The following is a 15,689-nucleotide window of genomic DNA, read 5'->3' as shown; positions in this document are numbered from 1 at the left end:
GGGTCCAAGGATCCGCCGACCATTCAATCTGCAACACATAAGATCCGACAGGTGGAAAACTCCTGCCTCTTCTGCCGCATCGTGGCCGGTGAGATCCCGGCGGCCGTCGTGCACCGGACCGAGACGACCCTGGCCTTCCGCGACATCGACCCGAAGGCGCCCACCCACGTGCTGGTCATACCGGTCGCGCACCACGCTGACGTGGTCGCGCTGGCCGGCGACCCGTCCGCCGCCGCCGACGTGCTGGCCGCCGCCGCGACCGTCGCCGAGCTCGAGGGATTGAAGGACGGCTTTCGCGTGATCTTCAACACCGGCCCGCACGGCGGCCAGGAGGTCTTCCACGTCCACGCGCACGTCGTCGGTGGCGCGCCGCTCGGCCCGATGCTGGCCGGCCGGTGAGCGCACCGGTAGCACGGTATGAGCGCGCCGCCCGCAAGGCCCAGGCGGACGGCCGCATCCCGGCCCTCTCGGTGGCCCTGCACCGGGCGGACCGCGAGCCCTGGGCCTTCACCGTCGGCGACTCCGGCAATCCTGGCCATCCCCTCGATCCTGGCAGCCGGTTCCGGATCGGCTCGGTCACCAAGACGTTCACCGCGGTGCTCGTCCTGCAGGCCCGCGACGAGGGGCTGCTCGACCTGGACGAGCCGGTCTCGGCGTACCTCGACGTCCCCGCGCACGGCGACGCCACGATCCGCCGGCTCCTCTCGCACACCGCCGGATACCAGCGCGAGCCGCACGGTGACGTCTGGGACACGCTGATCACCCCGGACGCCGCCCGGATGCTCGCCGAACTGGACCGCGCCGAGCGGGTGCTGCCCAACGCGCGCCGTTTCCACTACTCGAACCTGGGCCTCGCCGTCCTCGGCCAGCTCGTCGCGAAGCTCCGCGGCACCACCTGGGCCGACGTTCTCACCGCGCGCGTCCTGTCCCCGCTCGGCCTGAGTGCCACCACCGTCGAGACGCCTCCGGAAGCCGTGATCGGCTATCTCGTCGACGCGTACTCCGACGCCGCCCGCCCGGAGCCACCTGTCGACCTGGGCGGTGTCGGACCGGCCGCGCAGATCTGGAGCACCGCCACCGATATGGCGAAATGGGCGGCATTCCTGGCGGACCCGGCCGTCGTGGACCCGCGCGGGCAGGTGCTCACCCCGGCCACCGTCGACGAGATGCGCTGGCCGCTCACCACCACCGACGAGTCCCTCTGGGCGACCGGTTTCGGTCTCGGCCTGATCCTCGTACCCGACGGCAAACGCATCGTCCACGTCGGCCACGACGGCGCGATGCCCGGCTTCCTGGCCGGCGTCTACGGCCGCCGCGGCGGCGAGGGCAACCCGGGCGCGCTGGGCTGCGCGGTACTCGGCTCCTCCGGCACCGCCGGCCAGACCAACGAACTCGTCCACGAGCTCCTCCGCCTCGCCACCGACCTCGACCCCGCCGACATCACACCGTGGCGCCCGTCCCCGCCCGCGCCGCCGCGCTACCGCTCGGCGCTCGGCCGCTGGTGGAGCGAGGGTTCCGAGTTCGTCTTCGCCTGGCATGACAACAGACTGCAGGCCCGGGTGACCGAGGCGCCCGCGGATCGCCCTCCGGCGATCTTCGAGGAGCTGCCGGACCGGCCGGACGTCCTGCGCACGGTCTCCGGGCGGGAGGCCGGCGAGCTGCTGCGCCTCACCCGGGACGAGAGCGGCGCGGTGGTCCGCATGCACTGGGCGACCTACCGCTTCACCCGGCTTCAGGAGGGCTTCGACGGAGGCCCGGCCTCAGCGGGGCGAGAGCCGATTTAGGGTACGCGAGTCGTGCTCTCGATCGGGGAGACCCGCGACCACCTGCCAACCCACGGCCGCAGCGCGCCCGCCGGGACACGGCGGGTGGTCCCGCGCCCGGCCGCTCCGCCATCGCCCGGCTCCCCTTCTCGCGGCCTTGGCTCCCCGCTCCTGGCCGCCGGCGGCCCCGCCTCGCCCTGGCCTGTCGGCGGCCCCGCCTCGCCCTGGCCTGTCGGCGGCCCTGCCCCGTTCCTGGCGGCGGGTCGCCCTGGCCCGCCCCGTTCCTGGCGGCGGGTCGCTCTGCCCCGCCCCGTTCCTGGCGGCCCGCGGGTTCCGTCCTCGGTCCTTGCCGCCGGCGGTGGCGTTCCGGTGGCGTTCGGGTGGGCTCCGGGCGGGTGATCTGTGGAACGGCCTGGCGATAATGGCATCGGCGGGCAGACGGGTGAGCGGATAGGATGGCACGATCCTTGAGCACGCCGGCCCGACCGGGACGACGCAGAGAATGAGAGCAGGTGGCGGAGGCCCTCAGGGCCGCCCTATGACCGGTACGCCGAACACTTCCAGCACGGGTTCGTCCAGCCCGGTGCGGGCGCAGACCAAGATCTCGGTGAGTGACCCGAAGATCATGGTGAACCTGCTCGGCGCCAAGGACGAGATCCTCCGTCTCATCGAGCGGTCTCTCGACAGTGACGTGCATGTGCGCGGCAACGAGATCACCATCACCGGTGACCCGGCCGACAACGCCACCGCCGAGCGACTGTTCTCCGAGCTGATCGAGCTCATCGAGAAGGGTGAGACGCTCACCGTCGACGCGGTCCGCCGCACCCTCGCGATGCTCGAGGCCAACACCACCGAGCGCCCCGCCGAGGTGCTCACCCTCAACATCCTGTCCCGGCGCGGGCGCACCATCCGGCCCAAGACGCTGGGGCAGAAGCGCTACGTCGACGCCATCGACCAGAACACGATCGTCTTCGGGATCGGCCCCGCCGGAACCGGTAAGACGTATCTGGCGATGGCCAAGGCCGTGCAGGCGCTGCAGGCCAAGCAGATCAGCCGGATCATCCTGACCCGGCCGGCGGTCGAGGCGGGTGAGCGGCTCGGCTTCCTGCCCGGCACGCTGACCGAGAAGATCGATCCTTATCTGCGGCCGCTCTACGACGCCCTGCACGACATGCTCGACCCGGAGTCCATCCCCAGGCTGATGGCCGCGGGCACGATCGAGGTCGCGCCGCTGGCGTACATGCGTGGCCGGACCCTCAACGACGCGTTCATCATCCTGGACGAGGCGCAGAACACGACGCCCGAGCAGATGAAGATGTTCCTGACCCGGCTCGGGTTCGGGGCGAAGATCGTGGTGACCGGTGACGTCACCCAGGTCGACCTGCCCGGCGGCACGAGCAGCGGCCTCAAGGTCGTGCGGGAGATCCTGCACGACGTCGAGGACGTGCACTTCGCGGAGCTCTCCAGCTCCGACGTGGTGCGGCACCGGCTGGTCGCCGAGATCGTCGACGCCTACGCGAGATATGACGTCGCGCAGGAACAACAGGCAGCACAATCCGTTCACGCCGTGCCGGGCCGGGCCGCCAGTGGTGGCCGGTCGTCGGGGCGCCGGCGCTAGTCGCAAGGGGTAATCGCACCACTATGTCCATCGAGATCGCCAACGAGTCGGGAGTCGAGGTCGACACCGACGCGATCCTCGCGGTTGCCCGGCACGCGCTGGACGAGATGGGGGTCAACCCGCTCGCTGAGCTGTCGATCCTGCTCGTCGACATCGACTACATGGCCGAGCTGAACCATCGGTGGATGGGCGGCGACGGTCCCACCGACGTGCTGGCCTTCCCGATGGACGAGGGCAGCGTCGACCACGGGCCCGGCGAGTCGGGCACCGGCGAGCCGGCCCTGCTGGGCGACATCGTGCTGGCGCCGGAGGTGGCGGCGAAACAGGCCGCCGCCGCCGGCCACGCACCGGCCGACGAGCTGCACCTGCTCACCGTCCACGGCGCGCTGCACCTGCTCGGCTACGACCACGCCGAGCCGGACGAGGAGCGCGAGATGTTCGCCCTGCAGAACAAACTTCTGCAGAGCTGGCGCGCCGGCCGCAAGGCCGGCTAACCATGGACCCCGCACATCTAGCGGCCGCGCCGGCCACGGCCGGTCTGCCCGACGGTGGGCTGATCGCGGCCAATCTGCCCGACGTGCAGCTGATCGCGGCTGCGCCGGCTGCGGCTGGTCTGCCCGACGCGCAGCTGATCGTTGTGGCGGTGTTGCTGGTGCTGCTGGCCGGGCTCGCCTCGATGACCGACGCGGCGCTGGCCACGGTGTCGCCGGCTCGGGCGGCGGAGCTGGCCCGGGAGGGTCAGCGGGGTGCCGGGGCGCTGGCCGCGGTCGCCTCCGACGTGGTGCGTCACGTCAACCTCCTGCTGCTGCTCCGGCTGCTCTGTGAGCTGACCGCGACCACCATGGTCACCATGGTGGCGGTCGACACCTGGGGCGTGGGCTGGCAGGCCGCGCTCGTCGCGGCCGGTGCCATGACGCTGATCAGTTTCGTCGTGGTGGGCGTCGCGCCGCGGACCGTGGGGCGCCAGCACGCCTACGCGGTGGGCCGCGCGACCGCGCCGCTCGTGCGATGGCTCGGCAAGGTGCTCAACCCGCTCGCCAAGCTGCTGATCCTGATCGGTAACGCGGTGACGCCGGGCAAGGGGTTCCCGGAGGGGCCGTTCGGCAGTCAGGTGGAGCTGCGGGAGCTGGTCGACCTGGCCGAGCAGCGGGGCGTTGTCGAGCACGGCGAGCGCGAGATGATCCACTCGGTGTTCGCGCTGGGTGACACGATCGCCCGTGAGGTGATGGTGCCGCGTACCGAGATGGTGTGGATCGAGGCGCCGAAGACACTGCAGCAGGCGCTCTTCCTCTTCCTGCGGTCGGGCTTCTCGCGGATCCCGGTGATCGGGGAGAGCGTCGACGACGTGCTCGGTGTGCTCTATCTGAAAGACGTGATCCGGCGGACCCAGAACGGCGATCCGGAGGCGACCGCGCAGGCGGTGGCCGACGCGATGCGCCCGGCGACGTTCGTGCCGGAGTCCAAGCCGGTCGACGACCTGCTGTCGGAGATGCAGGCCGCCCGCAACCACCTGGTGATCGTGGTCGACGAGTACGGCGGTACGGCCGGTCTGGTGACGATCGAGGACATCCTCGAGGAGATCGTCGGCGAGATCACCGACGAGTACGACGTGGAACGCCCGCCGATCGAGCACCTGGAGGACGGCTCGGTACGCGTCGCCGCCCGGCTTCCGATCGAGGACCTGGGCGACGTGTTCGGCGTGGAGCTGCCCGCCGACGAGGTGGAGACGGTCGGCGGCCTGCTCGGGCAGACGCTCGGCCGGGTGCCGATCCCCGGCGCCAAGGCGGAGGTCGGTGGCCTGCACCTGACCGCCGAGGGCGCCACCGGCCGGCGGAACCGGATCGACTCGGTGCTGGTGCGCCGGATACGCCCGGAGCCGCCCGCTGAGAAGTCCGATGAGAACGTTGCCGAGACCGAGGAAAGACAACCCGCAGATGCCTGAGCAGACCTTCGACGCCGCTACCGTGCCGGGCACGGACGGCACCGCGCTGAGCGCCGAGGACACCAAACTGGTCACCCTGGCGCGCAGTTCACGGGCCCGTGTGGGCGCGGTCGAGGGCGCCGCGGTCCGTGATCAGGACGGACGCACCTACGCGGCGGCCACGGTGACGCTGCCCAGCCTCGCCGTGACCGCGCTGCAGCTGGCGGTGGCACAGGCGGTGTCCTCCGGCGCCACCAGCATCGAGGCGGCAGCGGTGGTCACCGAGTCGCCGGTGCTCGACGGCGGCGGGCGCGCCGCGGTGCGTGACCTGGCCACGGACGCCCCGATCCACGTGGCGGGCCCGGACGGCGCGCTGCTCGGCACGGTCACCCAGTGATGGCCCCGGAACCGAACGACGAACGCCGCCTCACCGCGGGAGAACGCAACGAACTGCGCCGCCAGGAGCGCCGGGCCGCCCGCCGCGCGGCCGACCAGGGAGCTGACCAGCGCGGCCGCCGCCAGCCGGGCGCGAGGAGCGGCGATTCGAGTGCGAAGGGCGGCGGGTCGGGCGCGAAGAGCGGGTCGGGTGCGCGCGGTGCCGGGTCGGGTGCGAAGGGCAGCGGCCAGGCAGGCGGGAAGAAGGGCGGATTCGGCGCGACGTTCGGCGGCGGGTCGGGCGCGGGAAGTGGCAGGTCGGGCTCGGGGAGCGGCAGGTCGGGCTCGGGGAGCGGCAGGTCGGGCGCGGGGAGCGGCAGGTCGGGCGCGGGGAGTGGCAGATCGGGCGCGGGGAGTGGCAGATCGGGCGCGGGGAGTGGCAGGTCGGGCGCGGGCGGCGGCAGGTCGGGCACCGGAGGCGGCAGGTCGGGCGCGGGACGTGGCGGGCCGGGCGGGGCGAGTGGCGGGCCGGGCGCGCGGAGTGGTGACGGTGTGGGGCGGCAGCGGGCGCCGGAAGGGGTGTCCGCCGGCTCTCGGGGACGAGGGGACTCTTCGGGGGAGCGGTCGTTTGCCCGTACATCTGAAGGGGTTGCACCTGGATCTCACCGGCACAAGGCCGCACGGATCGCCAAGCCGGACGATGGGGTTTATCGGGCTGGATTTGCCTGCTTCGTCGGAAGGCCCAACGCGGGCAAATCGACGCTGACGAATGCGATTGTCGGGCAGAAGATCGCGATCACCTCGAACAAGCCGCAGACTACGCGGCACGTGATTCGGGGCATTCTGCACCGGACGGACTCGCAGCTGGTGCTTGTCGACACGCCGGGGCTGCATCGGCCGCGGACGCTGCTCGGTGAGCGGCTGAACGACCTGGTCCGGGAGGTGTGGAGCGAGGTCGACGTGATCGGCGTGTGCTTCCCGGCAGACGAGCCGATCGGGCGTGGCGACCGTTTCATCTCGGCGGAGATCAGCGCGCTGAAGGCCACCGTGATCGCCGTGGTGACCAAGGTGGACCTGGTGGATCCGGCGACGCTGACGGAACGGCTGATGGCCGTGTCGCAGCTGTATGACTTCGCGGAGATCGTCCCGGTCAGTGCGGTCTCCGGGCACCAGGTCGAGGTGCTGACCGACGTGATGGTGAAGTATCTGCCGGAGTCGCCCCAGCTGTATCCGGACGACGTCCTCACCGACGAACCGGAGCAGGTGCTGATCGCCGAGCTGATCCGGGAGGCGGCGCTCGAGGGCGTGCGCGACGAGCTACCACACTCGATCGCGGTGCTCGTCGAGGAGATGATGGTCGAGGGGAATCTCACCAAGATCTACGCCGACCTCTACGTCGAGCGTGACAGTCAGAAGTCGATCGTGATCGGAACGCGAGGCACGCGGCTCAGGGACGTCGGGTCGAAGGCGCGAGGTGAGATCGAGGAGCTTTTGGGTACGAGGGTGTACCTAGATCTTCATGTTCGCGTCGCCAAAGAGTGGCAGCGGGACCCGAAGCAGCTGCGTAAGCTGGGTTTTTAGATTTAAACATGGACATAGCCTGACTATGGGATAGTTCACCGGAGTTTGCGCTTTTCGGCCGTACTTGGGTAACACCAATGGCCATGCGAAACCGGTACCTCGACCTCCTGCGTGCCGTGGCGACCGTCCGCGTGGTGATCTATCACCTGACCGGGTGGACGGCCTTGACCGTCGTCTTCCCCGCCATGTCGGTGATGTTCGCGCTGGCCGGGTCGCTCATGGCGGCGTCGCTGGACCGGTTCGGGGTGTGGGCGGTGGAGCGCCGCCTGCGCCGCCTGTTGCCGTCGCTCTGGGTCGTCGGGCTGATCGCGGTGCCGGCGATGCTGATCGCCGGTACGCCGTGGGCCTGGCGTCTGCTGTTCTGGGGCTTCCCGCTGGTCGATCCGGAGGCGACCGGGTGGTGGATGCAGTCCCTGAGTCACGCCTGGTATTTGCGAGACTTCCTGTGGTTCGTCCTGCTGTCGCCCATTCTTTTACCGATTTTTCGGAAATTTCCTCTTGTATCGGTTCTGGTGCCTTACCTGATCCTGGCCGTCCTGGAGCTGGGGTCCTTCACGGTGCCGGCTGTGGCGCACGACCTCGCGCTTTACGGTGGGGCCTGGCTGCTCGGGTTCGCTCATCACGACGGCCACCTGCAGCGGATGGGACGGCGCACGATTCTTGCCATCGCTGTCGGGCTCGCCCTGCCGGCTCTGGCGTGGGTGCTGACCCATCCGGGCCCGCGCGGGTACGACCTCAACGACATCCCATTGGGGAACGCGCTGTGGTCGGCGGCGTTCATCATGGTCGCGCTCCGGATCTCCCCGATGGTGCGGGAGAGCCGGATTCTGACCGTTCTGAACGCGCGGGCGCTCACGATCTATCTGTGGCATGTCCCGTTGATCGTGGCCGTGACGCAGATCGGGGAGGGGTACGGGCTGCCGGTGCGGACCGGCGTGGGTATCGGCTGGCGGGTCGTGGTGGTGTTCGGGTTGCTGGCTGTGGTGGTCGCCCTGGTGGGGTGGGTGGAGGACTGGGCTGCTGGTCGGCGGCCGGAGGTGTGGCCGGGTCGTCGGGTCCCGGTGCCGGCACCCGTTTCTCCGGCACCCGGTCATCCGGCACCCGGTCATCCGGCGGCCGTTTCTTCGGCGGCCGCTAGCGGCTCCTAGCGGGGGCTCCTCGGCGCTGCCGGTGCTGACGGGCCCTCAGGGGCCTCCGGCGCCGGGCGGGCGTCCAGGCCCGCCATGAGGTTCAGGTCGCCGCTGCGGGTGCGCAGGTCGAGCTTGTGCTCCGCGTTCGGGACGTCGTTGATCTCCGGATCAACCGACTCGTCGCCGCTGCTGGTGTCCGTGCGGACCTGATAGCTGCCCCTCGGCACGCTCACATCCAGGTTGCCGCTGCTCACCGTGGCCGTCACCGACGCCGGGACGCTCGTGCCGAGCAGCATGTCGCCGGACGACGCCCGGGCCGTGATCGGACCGGCGATCTCCTGCGCGGTGAGGTCGCCCGAGGTGCACTCCAGGCTCACCTCGGGAGCGCCGTTCACCACGAGATCCCCCGAGGTGGCCCTGATCTTCACCGGGCCGGTGGCGCCGTGCACGCCGATGTCGCCGGACGTCAGCTTCAGGTCGACCGGGCCCACCCGCTCCAGCATGACGTCACCCGAGCTCAGATCGCCGCGGACGGCCACACCGGCGGGCGCCTCGATCTGGTACGTCACGTGACAGTCGCGCCCGCAGTCGGTGGGCAGCGTCAGGATCGCGCCGGACAGCTCGTACGACGGGCCGGGGTCGGTCGACCCGCGAACCTCCCGCTTGATCCGGGTCTCCGTGGCGGTGCCCGTGGTCACCATCACGTCGGCGCTGCCGCCGGTCAGCACGATGTCGGTGACCTTGGCCTTCTCGGTGTCGTCGAAGGTCATCTTGGCGCCCACCACTCCGTCGCAGCCGGCCAGGGCGAGCAGCGAGGCGGCGGCGAGGGCCACGGCAACACGTCGGTTCATGATGCTGACGCTATTTCCGCGGGCTCCGGGGCACCATGGGTCTCGTCCCCGAGCCGACCCTGAGATCCGGGTCAGGGTATGTCGTAGGCACCGGGCAGAATGACGGTGTGCCCGCCGGATACCGACGCCAGCTCTACCGCGACGACGCGGTGGTCTTGCGCGTGCAGAAACTCGGCGAGAGCGACCGGATCGTCACGCTGCTGACCCGGAGGCACGGCCGGTTGCGGGCCGTCGCCCGGGGCGTGCGCCGCACCTCCTCGCGCTTCGGTGCGCGGCTCGAGCCGTTCGGCCACATCGACCTGCAACTCGCCGGCTCACCGGAGGGGGTGGGCAGTTCACTGCACTCGGTGAGCCAGGTCGAGGCGGTCACGCTGTTCGGCAAGAGCTTCCTCACCGACTACCCGAGATACACCGCCGCCAGCGCGATCTGCGAGACCGCGGAGCGGCTCACGCCCGTGGAGCGCGAGCCCGCCTTGCGGCTGTTCCAGCTCACCCTGGGCGCGCTCAAGGCGCTGGCCGCGGGTGAGCACGCGGGCAGTCTGGTGCTCGACGCGTACCTGTTGCGGGCCATGGCCTTTGCCGGCTGGGCGCCGGCGATCATGGAGTGCGCGGTGTGCGGCACTCCGGGGCAGCATGCGGCGTTCGCCGTGCCGGCCGGCGGCGCGGTCTGCCCGGACTGCCGTCCGCCCGGCGCGGCACACCCGAGCCCGGTGACCCTCGGCCTGATGAACGCTCTGACCGTCGGCGACTGGACGTTCGCCGACGCCACCGAACCCCCGGTGCGCCGGGAGTGCAGCGGGCTGGTCGCCGCGCACCTGCAATGGCACATGGAGCGCGCACTGCGCTCGTTGCCGCTTGTCGATCGACGGGAGTTGAACCCTTGACGCCGCGCCCGCCCACCCCGCACATCTCCGGGGCCCGGCCGCCCCAGCTGCCAGCCGCCGCGATCCCGCGCCATGTGGCGATCGTGATGGACGGCAACGGCCGCTGGGCCAAGCAGCGGGGGCTGTCCCGGACCAAGGGGCACGAGCAGGGGGAGTATTCCCTGTTCGACACCATCGAGGGCGCCATCGAGCTGGGAATTCCCTACCTTTCGGCGTACGCGTTCTCCACCGAGAACTGGAAGCGCTCGCCCGAGGAGGTGCGCTTCCTCATGGGCTTCAACCGCGACGTGATCCGCCGCCGCCGTGACCAGCTGGTCGACCTGGGCGTGCGGGTGGTCTGGTCCGGCCGGGCCGGTCGCCTGTGGAAGAGCGTCATCTCCGAGTTGCAGACCGCCGAGGAGATGAGCCGGAACAACAAGACGCTCACCCTGCAGTTCTGCGTGAATTACGGCGGTCAGGCCGAGATCGCGGACGCGACGGCGGCGATCGCCCGTGACGTGGCGGCCGGCCGGCTCAAGGCCGACAAGGTCAACGAGAAGACGATCGCGAAATATCTGTACCACCCGGAGATCCCCGAGGTGGACATGTTCCTGCGGCCCTCCGGCGAGCAGCGGACGTCCAACTTCCTGCTGTGGCAGTCGGCGTACGCGGAGATGGTCTACCTGGACACCCTCTGGCCCGACTTCGACCGCCGCCACCTGTGGTATGCGTGTGAGCTCTACGCCCAGCGGGACCGCCGCTTCGGTGGCGCGCTGCCCAACCCGGTGTCGCCGACCTGACGCGTGTGGTGTGCGGCCCCGCGGGCTTTGCCATCGTGGGGCGATGAGCACACGGCATCTGTGGATCGTGCGGCACGGCGAGGCCACGCCCGATCAGTCCGGGCTGAGCGTGACCGGCCGCCGCCAGGCGGATCTGCTCGGCGCGCGGCTGGCCGGGCTGACGTTCGCCTCGATCAGCCACAGCCCGCGGCCCCGGGCGGAGCGGACCGCCGAGGTGGTGGCCGCACACCTGCCCGGGGTGCCGGTGCGGGTCGCCGCCGAACTCGACGACCGGATCCCCACCGAGGACCCGGCCGCCGACGCGGCGATGATCGCCCGGTTCACCGCGCCGGTGGCGGACGAGACCCATGACCTGGTCATCACCCACAACTTCCAGGTCGGGTGGTTCGTCCGGGACGCGCTCGCGGCGCCGCCGGAGCGGTTCCGGGTGGTCAACCACGCGAACACGGGGCTGACCGTGATCCGGTATCCGGCGGGGTCGTGGCCGAGGGTGCTGTTGGTCAACGACCTGTCGCACCTGGAGCCGGGGTTGAGGTGGACCGGGTTGCCGCCGGAGCTCAGGCTCTGAGGGGGATCGGGGTTGCCGCCGGCGTTCAGGCTTTGAGGGGGATCGGGGTTGCCGCCGGCGTTCAGGCTTTGAGGGCCCGGATCGCGTTGTCGGCGTCGGCCAGGTCCGGCAGGACGGTGTGTGCGCCGGCCGCGATCAGTTCCGCCGCCGCGGTCGTGCCCGTTGCCACACCGACCGCGACGGCACCGTTCGCCAGCGCCGCCGTCACGTCGTTCACGGTGTCGCCGACGACGACCGGGCGGAACTCCTCGCCGTACTTGGCCCGCGCCCGCTCCAGGCTCCGCCGCACCAGGGTGGCGCGCACGCTGTCGTCGGTGCCGTAACCGCCCACCTCGGCGTCGAACGACCCGTCCAGCCCGAACGCCGCCACCTTCACCGCGGCGACCTCCGGGACGTTGCCGGTGACCAGGGTCTGCACCACGGCCGGGTCGTCGCCGAGCCGGGTCAGGACCTCCTTGACGCCCGGCATCAGCGACCCCTGCTCGGCGAACTCGTGCTTGATCTCGTGGATCTTCTCCACGTACCGCGTGAAGAACCGCTCCGGCGTGCAGTCGGTCACCCCGTGCGCCGAGAACACCTCCGCGCAGATGTCCAGGTCCGTACGCCCGCCGAAGATCGGCGTGTCCTGCCACGCCACGCCGGTCACCTCGGTGAACGCCGCCTTCCAGGCCCGTGCCGCGACCCCGCCCCCGCGCAGCAGGGTGTAGTCGATGTCCCACATGACGAGGCGCCTCACGACTGACCCAGCACCCTCTCGATGTGCTCCACCTTGGCGGTCAGCGCACCGGTGACACCCGGCCGGACGTCCGCCTTCAGCGAGAGGCTGACCCGCGGAGCCGCGGCGGCGACCGCGTCGACAGCCTGCTTGACGACGGCCATCACCTCGTCCCACTCACCCTCGATCGTGGTGAACATGGCATCGGTCCGGTTCGGCAGCCCGGAGGCGCGAACCACGCGGACAGCCTCGGCGACGGCGTCACCGACGGAGTCACCGCTTCCGATGGGAGTCACAGAGAAGGCAACCAGCATGGTTCCCATTTTGGCAGTGAGCTGCCCTTGAGTCGATCAAGGCGCACGCCTAGTCTAGGCGCTGAGCAAGTTGACGAGAGTGCATTGACATACGCTGGGGGTGAGGTTCATGGAGGCGGTTGTGGCAGAGAAGCGCATAGACATCGACGACGAGGCGCTGACGGCGGCGAGCGCGATCCTGGGAACGAGTGGCACGGAGGAGACCGTCAACGCGGCTCTCCGTGAGATCGTCGCGGCGCGGGCGCGGCTCGATGCCTGGGAGCGACTCGGCGAGATGGGTGCCAGGGGCGACTTCGACGACCTCGCGAACAAACGGAGCAATCGGGCATGAAGCCGGTGAGATATCTCGTCGACACGAGCGCGTTCATCCGGTTGGTGCGGAACCCCGAGCTCCGCAAAGCCTGGGCCGAGCCGGTCTATCACGGAGTGCTCGGCATCTGTCCCCTCACCGAACTCGAGATCTTCCGGTGCGCACGCTCCAGGGAAGAAAGAGACGAGTGGGAACGCACGCTGCGGGCGAGTTACTGCTGGGTCCTCGTCCCCGACCAGGGCTTCGAGCGCGCCGCCGAGGTGCAGCGGAGTCTGACGGACCTGGGCGCGCACCGGTCCGCCGGCCCGGTCGACCTGCTGATCGCCGCCACCGCCGAGCAGCACAGGATGACGATTCTGCATTTCGACCGAGACTTCACGCAGGTGGCAAGAGTCACCGGCCAGCCGACTCGGTGGATCGCCGCACCCGGGTCTGTCGACTGAGGGAAGGAGGGGTCAGAGCACGTAAGTCGCGATCAGCTGGCTCAACTGGCGAATATCGACGTTCCGCTTGAACTCGAGCCGCACGTTACCCAGCCCGCTGAACCACAGATCCAGCTCGGAATCGCGGTCGAAGCTTCCCGCGGTCTCCACCGAGAACGCCTGGATCCGGTTGTATGGCAGCGTCGTGAAATCCGTCTTCGACCCGGTCAGCCCCTGCACGTTCGCGGCGATCAGGCGCTTGTCGGTGAAGACGACGAAATCGCGGACCGTCTTGAAGGCGAAGATCACGCGCTCGCCCTGGACCAGGAACGGCGCCACCTGCGGAACCACCTCGTTCGGGTCGCACGGGTTGAGCTTGAAGACGGAGCCGTTCGCGAAGTCGATCACGGGACCACGGTAACCGGCAGGTCCAAGGCCGCAGCCTCCCGCCGCATGCCGTCGAGCAGGACCGGCAGGTCGGGGAAGCCGGCCGCGTCGGCGTGGACGGTCACGGTGAGCCGTCCCGCATAGGAGAGCGCCACGAACGACAGCCCGACGTTTCCGGCGAGGTTGCCGACCGGGATGAGGGCGCGGACGGGTACGCCCAGGAGCCGGATCGGCTCGGGCGGTCCGATCAGGTCACTCTCGACGACGGTGGTGACGCGCTGGTGGCGGGCGCACCAGCGAGCCGTGCCGAGCCGCGCCATCAGCGTCAGGATGCCGGTGGCGGCGGTGGCGGACTGTTCCCGTTTGGCCCGCGCGGTGGTCTGCGCGACCTGGGCCAGCCGAGCTGAGGGGCGGGTTTCGGTCACGGGCAGGCGGACGAGCACGGCGCCGACCCGGTTGCCGATCACCGGGTTCGAGCCGGGAGGACGCAGGGAGACGGCGACCGAGGCGGTCAGCCGCAGGCTTTCGAGAGGTTCGCCGCGCGAGCGGACCAGGGCGCGGAGGCCGCCGGTGACCAGGGCCAGGACGACGTCGTTCACGGTGGCGCCATGCAGGTGCGCCACGGCCTTCACAGCCGCGAGATCCAGCCGGATCAGGGCCAGGCGGCGGGTTGCGCTCACCGGCACGTTCAGCGAGGTTTTTGGTCCGAAGAGCAGCATGCGTACGCCGGGCAAGCGCGAACCCTGACCGCCCCGCATCGAGGAAGGCACCCGTGCCGGCGCGATGTCGTCGCCGAGCAGCCGGCTGACCAGCCCGAGCGCCGCCTGCCCGTCCGCGACGACGTGATGCAGCAGGAAGATCAGCGCACTTCGGCCCTCCGGCAGTGGCACCAGCCAGAGACGCCACAGCGGCTGTGACCGGTCCAGCATCGGCTCGATCAGCCGCTCGGTGAGGCGCAGCAGCGCACCCTCGTCGCCGGGCGCCGGTACCTCGGCGATCTCGACGTGCCGCTCGGCCCGGAACCCGGGGTGGTCGGTCCAGAACGGCCGCCTCCAGATCGGGCCGGGGTGGTCTGTCCTGAACAGCCGCCCCCGGGCCGGGCCGGGGTGGTTCGTTCCGAACAGCCGCCTCCAGGCCGGGCCGGGGTGGTCCGTCCTGAACAGTCGCCCCCGGGCCGGGCCGGGGAATCGGAGGACCTGGCGTAGTCGTGGTGCCTCGGCGACCCGGGCGGCAACCCGGGCCCGTGCCTCGGCCAAATCCGGCCGACCCTCCAGAACGGCCACGGCGGCGACGTGGATCGGCGTCTCCGGACTCTCGGCGGCCAGGTTGATCAGATCGGTGACGGTGACCCGCATCGGAACCTCCGGCAACCACTCTTCCTCGGTGCGGGCGGGCCGGGGAGGGCCGAGAGACCTGTCCTGTGGTGCCTACTCTTGCCGGGTGCGATCCTCAGCGGCGGGAACCTGGCAGCTCGGCGACAAGACCGTCAACCGCATGGGCTTCGGCTCGATGCGGCTCACCGTGCGGTCCGACACGACGACGGCGGTCCGGGTTCTGCGCCGTGCCGTGGAGCTGGGAGTCGACCACATCGACACTGCGGCCTTCTACTTCTCACCGGGCGGCATCCTCGACGGCGAACCGGGCCCGGTGCGGTATGCGCCTGAGTTGATCAGGGAGGCGCTTTACCCGTACCCCCAAAAGCTTTTGATCGGAACCAAGGTCGGACCCGGTCGTCGCCCGGATGGCGGCTGGGGCGGCGCGACGACACCGGCTGAGCTGCGCTTTCAGGTCGAGGAGAATCTGCGTCGACTCGGCGTGGACGCGCTGGACCTGGTCAATCTGCGAGTCAGCGGCGACGCGGCCGCGATTGCTGACCGTTTTGGAGCACTCGCCGAAATGCGTTCGGAGGGCCTGATCCGTCATCTCGGACTCTCCAACATCCGGCTGGCCCACCTCGATGAGGTCGCTGGGATCGCGCCCAATGCCGCGTAGCTTAAGTTGATCTTGCGGGTTGTGGGAAGGCGTGCAGGCGGATCATGGCTGGTGTCTGGTGGCGGATGCTGGCGGGTTC

The 15,689-nt window shown here is 70.3% G+C and carries 20 protein-coding genes; 14 read left to right on the top strand and 6 right to left on the bottom strand.

Features of this window, described 5'->3' with window-relative positions; all coding sequences use genetic code 11:
* The first annotated feature begins 51 nt into the window (after positions 1-51).
* The 6 genes from AB0M02_RS45370 to AB0M02_RS45345 all read left to right on the top strand — a co-directional run bounded on the left by AB0M02_RS45370 (position 52) and on the right by AB0M02_RS45345 (position 5,699).
* Positions 52-399, top strand: a complete 348-nt coding sequence (locus AB0M02_RS45370) for an HIT domain-containing protein (protein WP_364238737.1) — start codon at positions 52-54, stop codon at positions 397-399.
* Positions 396-1,784 carry a serine hydrolase domain-containing protein gene (locus AB0M02_RS45365; RefSeq protein ID WP_364238736.1) on the top strand — a complete coding sequence of 463 codons (1,389 nt, stop codon included), beginning with the start codon at positions 396-398 and terminating at the stop codon, positions 1,782-1,784. Before AB0M02_RS45370 ends, AB0M02_RS45365 begins: the two co-directional genes overlap by 4 nt.
* 517 nt (positions 1,785-2,301) lie before the next feature.
* Positions 2,302-3,381: a PhoH family protein gene (locus tag AB0M02_RS45360; protein WP_364238735.1), complete on the top strand. Its 1,080-nt coding sequence runs from the start codon at positions 2,302-2,304 to the stop codon at positions 3,379-3,381.
* Positions 3,382-3,404: 23 nt separating this feature from the next.
* On the top strand, positions 3,405-3,875 hold the full coding sequence (gene ybeY / locus AB0M02_RS45355; protein ID WP_364238734.1) for an rRNA maturation RNase YbeY: 471 nt from the start codon (positions 3,405-3,407) through the stop codon (positions 3,873-3,875).
* A 2-nt stretch (positions 3,876-3,877) separates the two neighbouring features.
* The gene (locus AB0M02_RS45350) at positions 3,878-5,323 is read left to right on the top strand and encodes a hemolysin family protein (RefSeq protein ID WP_364238733.1); all 1,446 of its coding nucleotides are present in this window, start codon (positions 3,878-3,880) and stop codon (positions 5,321-5,323) included.
* Positions 5,316-5,699, top strand: a complete 384-nt coding sequence (locus AB0M02_RS45345) for a cytidine deaminase (RefSeq protein ID WP_364238732.1) — start codon at positions 5,316-5,318, stop codon at positions 5,697-5,699. Before AB0M02_RS45350 ends, AB0M02_RS45345 begins: the two co-directional genes overlap by 8 nt.
* Here the strand turns inward: AB0M02_RS45345 and AB0M02_RS45340 are convergent.
* On the bottom strand, positions 5,689-6,150 hold the full coding sequence (locus AB0M02_RS45340; RefSeq protein WP_364238731.1) for a hypothetical protein: 462 nt from the start codon (positions 6,148-6,150) through the stop codon (positions 5,689-5,691). The two genes, AB0M02_RS45345 and AB0M02_RS45340, sit on opposite strands and share 11 nt — an antisense overlap.
* Positions 6,151-6,361: 211 nt before the next feature.
* On the opposite strand from AB0M02_RS45340, the gene era reads away from it, so the two are divergent.
* Together era and AB0M02_RS45330 are read left to right on the top strand one after the other, a co-directional pair.
* Positions 6,362-7,258, top strand: coding sequence for a GTPase Era (gene era, locus AB0M02_RS45335; RefSeq protein ID WP_364238787.1), 897 nt, complete (start codon positions 6,362-6,364; stop codon positions 7,256-7,258).
* 77 nt (positions 7,259-7,335) lie between these two features.
* Positions 7,336-8,406, top strand: a complete 1,071-nt coding sequence (locus tag AB0M02_RS45330; protein ID WP_364238730.1) for an acyltransferase — start codon at positions 7,336-7,338, stop codon at positions 8,404-8,406.
* Here AB0M02_RS45330 and AB0M02_RS45325 read toward each other — a convergent pair.
* Positions 8,403-9,239: a DUF4097 family beta strand repeat-containing protein gene (locus tag AB0M02_RS45325; protein ID WP_364238729.1), complete on the bottom strand. Its 837-nt coding sequence runs from the start codon at positions 9,237-9,239 to the stop codon at positions 8,403-8,405. The two genes, AB0M02_RS45330 and AB0M02_RS45325, sit on opposite strands and share 4 nt — an antisense overlap.
* Positions 9,240-9,346: 107 nt before the next feature.
* On the opposite strand from AB0M02_RS45325, the gene recO reads away from it, so the two are divergent.
* From recO to AB0M02_RS45310, 3 genes are read left to right on the top strand one after another with little or no spacing between them, the layout of a single operon-like run.
* Positions 9,347-10,123: a DNA repair protein RecO gene (gene recO, locus AB0M02_RS45320; RefSeq protein ID WP_364238728.1), complete on the top strand. Its 777-nt coding sequence runs from the start codon at positions 9,347-9,349 to the stop codon at positions 10,121-10,123.
* Positions 10,060-10,902, top strand: coding sequence for an isoprenyl transferase (locus AB0M02_RS45315; RefSeq protein ID WP_364238727.1), 843 nt, complete (start codon positions 10,060-10,062; stop codon positions 10,900-10,902). The genes recO and AB0M02_RS45315 overlap by 64 nt, the downstream gene beginning before the upstream one ends.
* A 43-nt stretch (positions 10,903-10,945) precedes the next feature.
* Entirely contained in the window at positions 10,946-11,470 is a 525-nt protein-coding gene (locus tag AB0M02_RS45310; RefSeq protein ID WP_364238726.1) for a histidine phosphatase family protein, read from the top strand.
* A gap of 61 nt (positions 11,471-11,531) precedes the next feature.
* On the opposite strand, the gene AB0M02_RS45305 is transcribed toward AB0M02_RS45310, so the two are convergent.
* Positions 11,532-12,206, bottom strand: a complete 675-nt coding sequence (locus tag AB0M02_RS45305) for an HAD family hydrolase (RefSeq protein ID WP_364238725.1) — start codon at positions 12,204-12,206, stop codon at positions 11,532-11,534.
* Positions 12,203-12,499 carry an MTH1187 family thiamine-binding protein gene (locus AB0M02_RS45300; protein ID WP_364238724.1) on the bottom strand — a complete coding sequence of 99 codons (297 nt, stop codon included), beginning with the start codon at positions 12,497-12,499 and terminating at the stop codon, positions 12,203-12,205. Before AB0M02_RS45300 ends, AB0M02_RS45305 begins: the two co-directional genes overlap by 4 nt.
* A 109-nt stretch (positions 12,500-12,608) precedes the next feature.
* On the opposite strand from AB0M02_RS45300, the gene AB0M02_RS45295 reads away from it, so the two are divergent.
* The gene (locus tag AB0M02_RS45295; RefSeq protein WP_364238723.1) at positions 12,609-12,830 is read left to right on the top strand and encodes a type II toxin-antitoxin system VapB family antitoxin; all 222 of its coding nucleotides are present in this window, start codon (positions 12,609-12,611) and stop codon (positions 12,828-12,830) included.
* A complete protein-coding gene (locus tag AB0M02_RS45290; RefSeq protein ID WP_364238722.1) occupies positions 12,827-13,252 on the top strand; it encodes a PIN domain nuclease in 426 nt (141 codons plus the stop codon). Before AB0M02_RS45295 ends, AB0M02_RS45290 begins: the two co-directional genes overlap by 4 nt.
* 12 nt (positions 13,253-13,264) lie before the next feature.
* On the opposite strand, the gene AB0M02_RS45285 is transcribed toward AB0M02_RS45290, so the two are convergent.
* Together AB0M02_RS45285 and AB0M02_RS45280 are read right to left on the bottom strand one after the other, a co-directional pair.
* Positions 13,265-13,639, bottom strand: coding sequence for a PH domain-containing protein (locus AB0M02_RS45285; RefSeq protein ID WP_364238721.1), 375 nt, complete (start codon positions 13,637-13,639; stop codon positions 13,265-13,267).
* Positions 13,636-14,988 (bottom strand): wax ester/triacylglycerol synthase domain-containing protein, encoded by a 1,353-nt coding sequence (locus AB0M02_RS45280; RefSeq protein WP_364238720.1) that lies wholly within the window; start codon positions 14,986-14,988, stop codon positions 13,636-13,638. Before AB0M02_RS45280 ends, AB0M02_RS45285 begins: the two co-directional genes overlap by 4 nt.
* A gap of 124 nt (positions 14,989-15,112) precedes the next feature.
* Between AB0M02_RS45280 and AB0M02_RS45275 the strand changes: the two genes are divergently transcribed.
* Complete coding sequence (locus AB0M02_RS45275) at positions 15,113-15,610, top strand: aldo/keto reductase (RefSeq protein WP_364238719.1); 498 nt, start codon at positions 15,113-15,115, stop codon at positions 15,608-15,610.
* Positions 15,611-15,689: the final 79 nt, after the last annotated feature.

Source organism: Actinoplanes sp. NPDC051861, assembly GCF_040681145.1.
In the GTDB taxonomy this organism is placed as follows: Bacteria; Actinomycetota; Actinomycetes; order Mycobacteriales; family Micromonosporaceae; genus Actinoplanes.
Note: the sequence above shows the minus strand (reverse complement) of the source record. Positions and strands in the feature narration are given on the sequence as shown.

Coding starts and splice junctions, on each gene's coding strand:
- AB0M02_RS45310 (WP_364238726.1), top strand. CDS start 10,946: ATGAGCACACGGCATCTGTGGATCGTGCGGCACGGCGAGGCCACGCCC.
- ybeY (WP_364238734.1), top strand. CDS start 3,405: ATGTCCATCGAGATCGCCAACGAGTCGGGAGTCGAGGTCGACACCGAC.
- AB0M02_RS45300 (WP_364238724.1), bottom strand. CDS start 12,499: ATGCTGGTTGCCTTCTCTGTGACTCCCATCGGAAGCGGTGACTCCGTC.
- AB0M02_RS45295 (WP_364238723.1), top strand. CDS start 12,609: ATGGAGGCGGTTGTGGCAGAGAAGCGCATAGACATCGACGACGAGGCG.
- AB0M02_RS45325 (WP_364238729.1), bottom strand. CDS start 9,239: ATGAACCGACGTGTTGCCGTGGCCCTCGCCGCCGCCTCGCTGCTCGCC.
- AB0M02_RS45345 (WP_364238732.1), top strand. CDS start 5,316: ATGCCTGAGCAGACCTTCGACGCCGCTACCGTGCCGGGCACGGACGGC.
- AB0M02_RS45360 (WP_364238735.1), top strand. CDS start 2,302: ATGACCGGTACGCCGAACACTTCCAGCACGGGTTCGTCCAGCCCGGTG.
- AB0M02_RS45330 (WP_364238730.1), top strand. CDS start 7,336: ATGGCCATGCGAAACCGGTACCTCGACCTCCTGCGTGCCGTGGCGACC.
- AB0M02_RS45315 (WP_364238727.1), top strand. CDS start 10,060: ATGGCACATGGAGCGCGCACTGCGCTCGTTGCCGCTTGTCGATCGACG.
- AB0M02_RS45350 (WP_364238733.1), top strand. CDS start 3,878: ATGGACCCCGCACATCTAGCGGCCGCGCCGGCCACGGCCGGTCTGCCC.
- AB0M02_RS45290 (WP_364238722.1), top strand. CDS start 12,827: ATGAAGCCGGTGAGATATCTCGTCGACACGAGCGCGTTCATCCGGTTG.
- AB0M02_RS45275 (WP_364238719.1), top strand. CDS start 15,113: ATGGGCTTCGGCTCGATGCGGCTCACCGTGCGGTCCGACACGACGACG.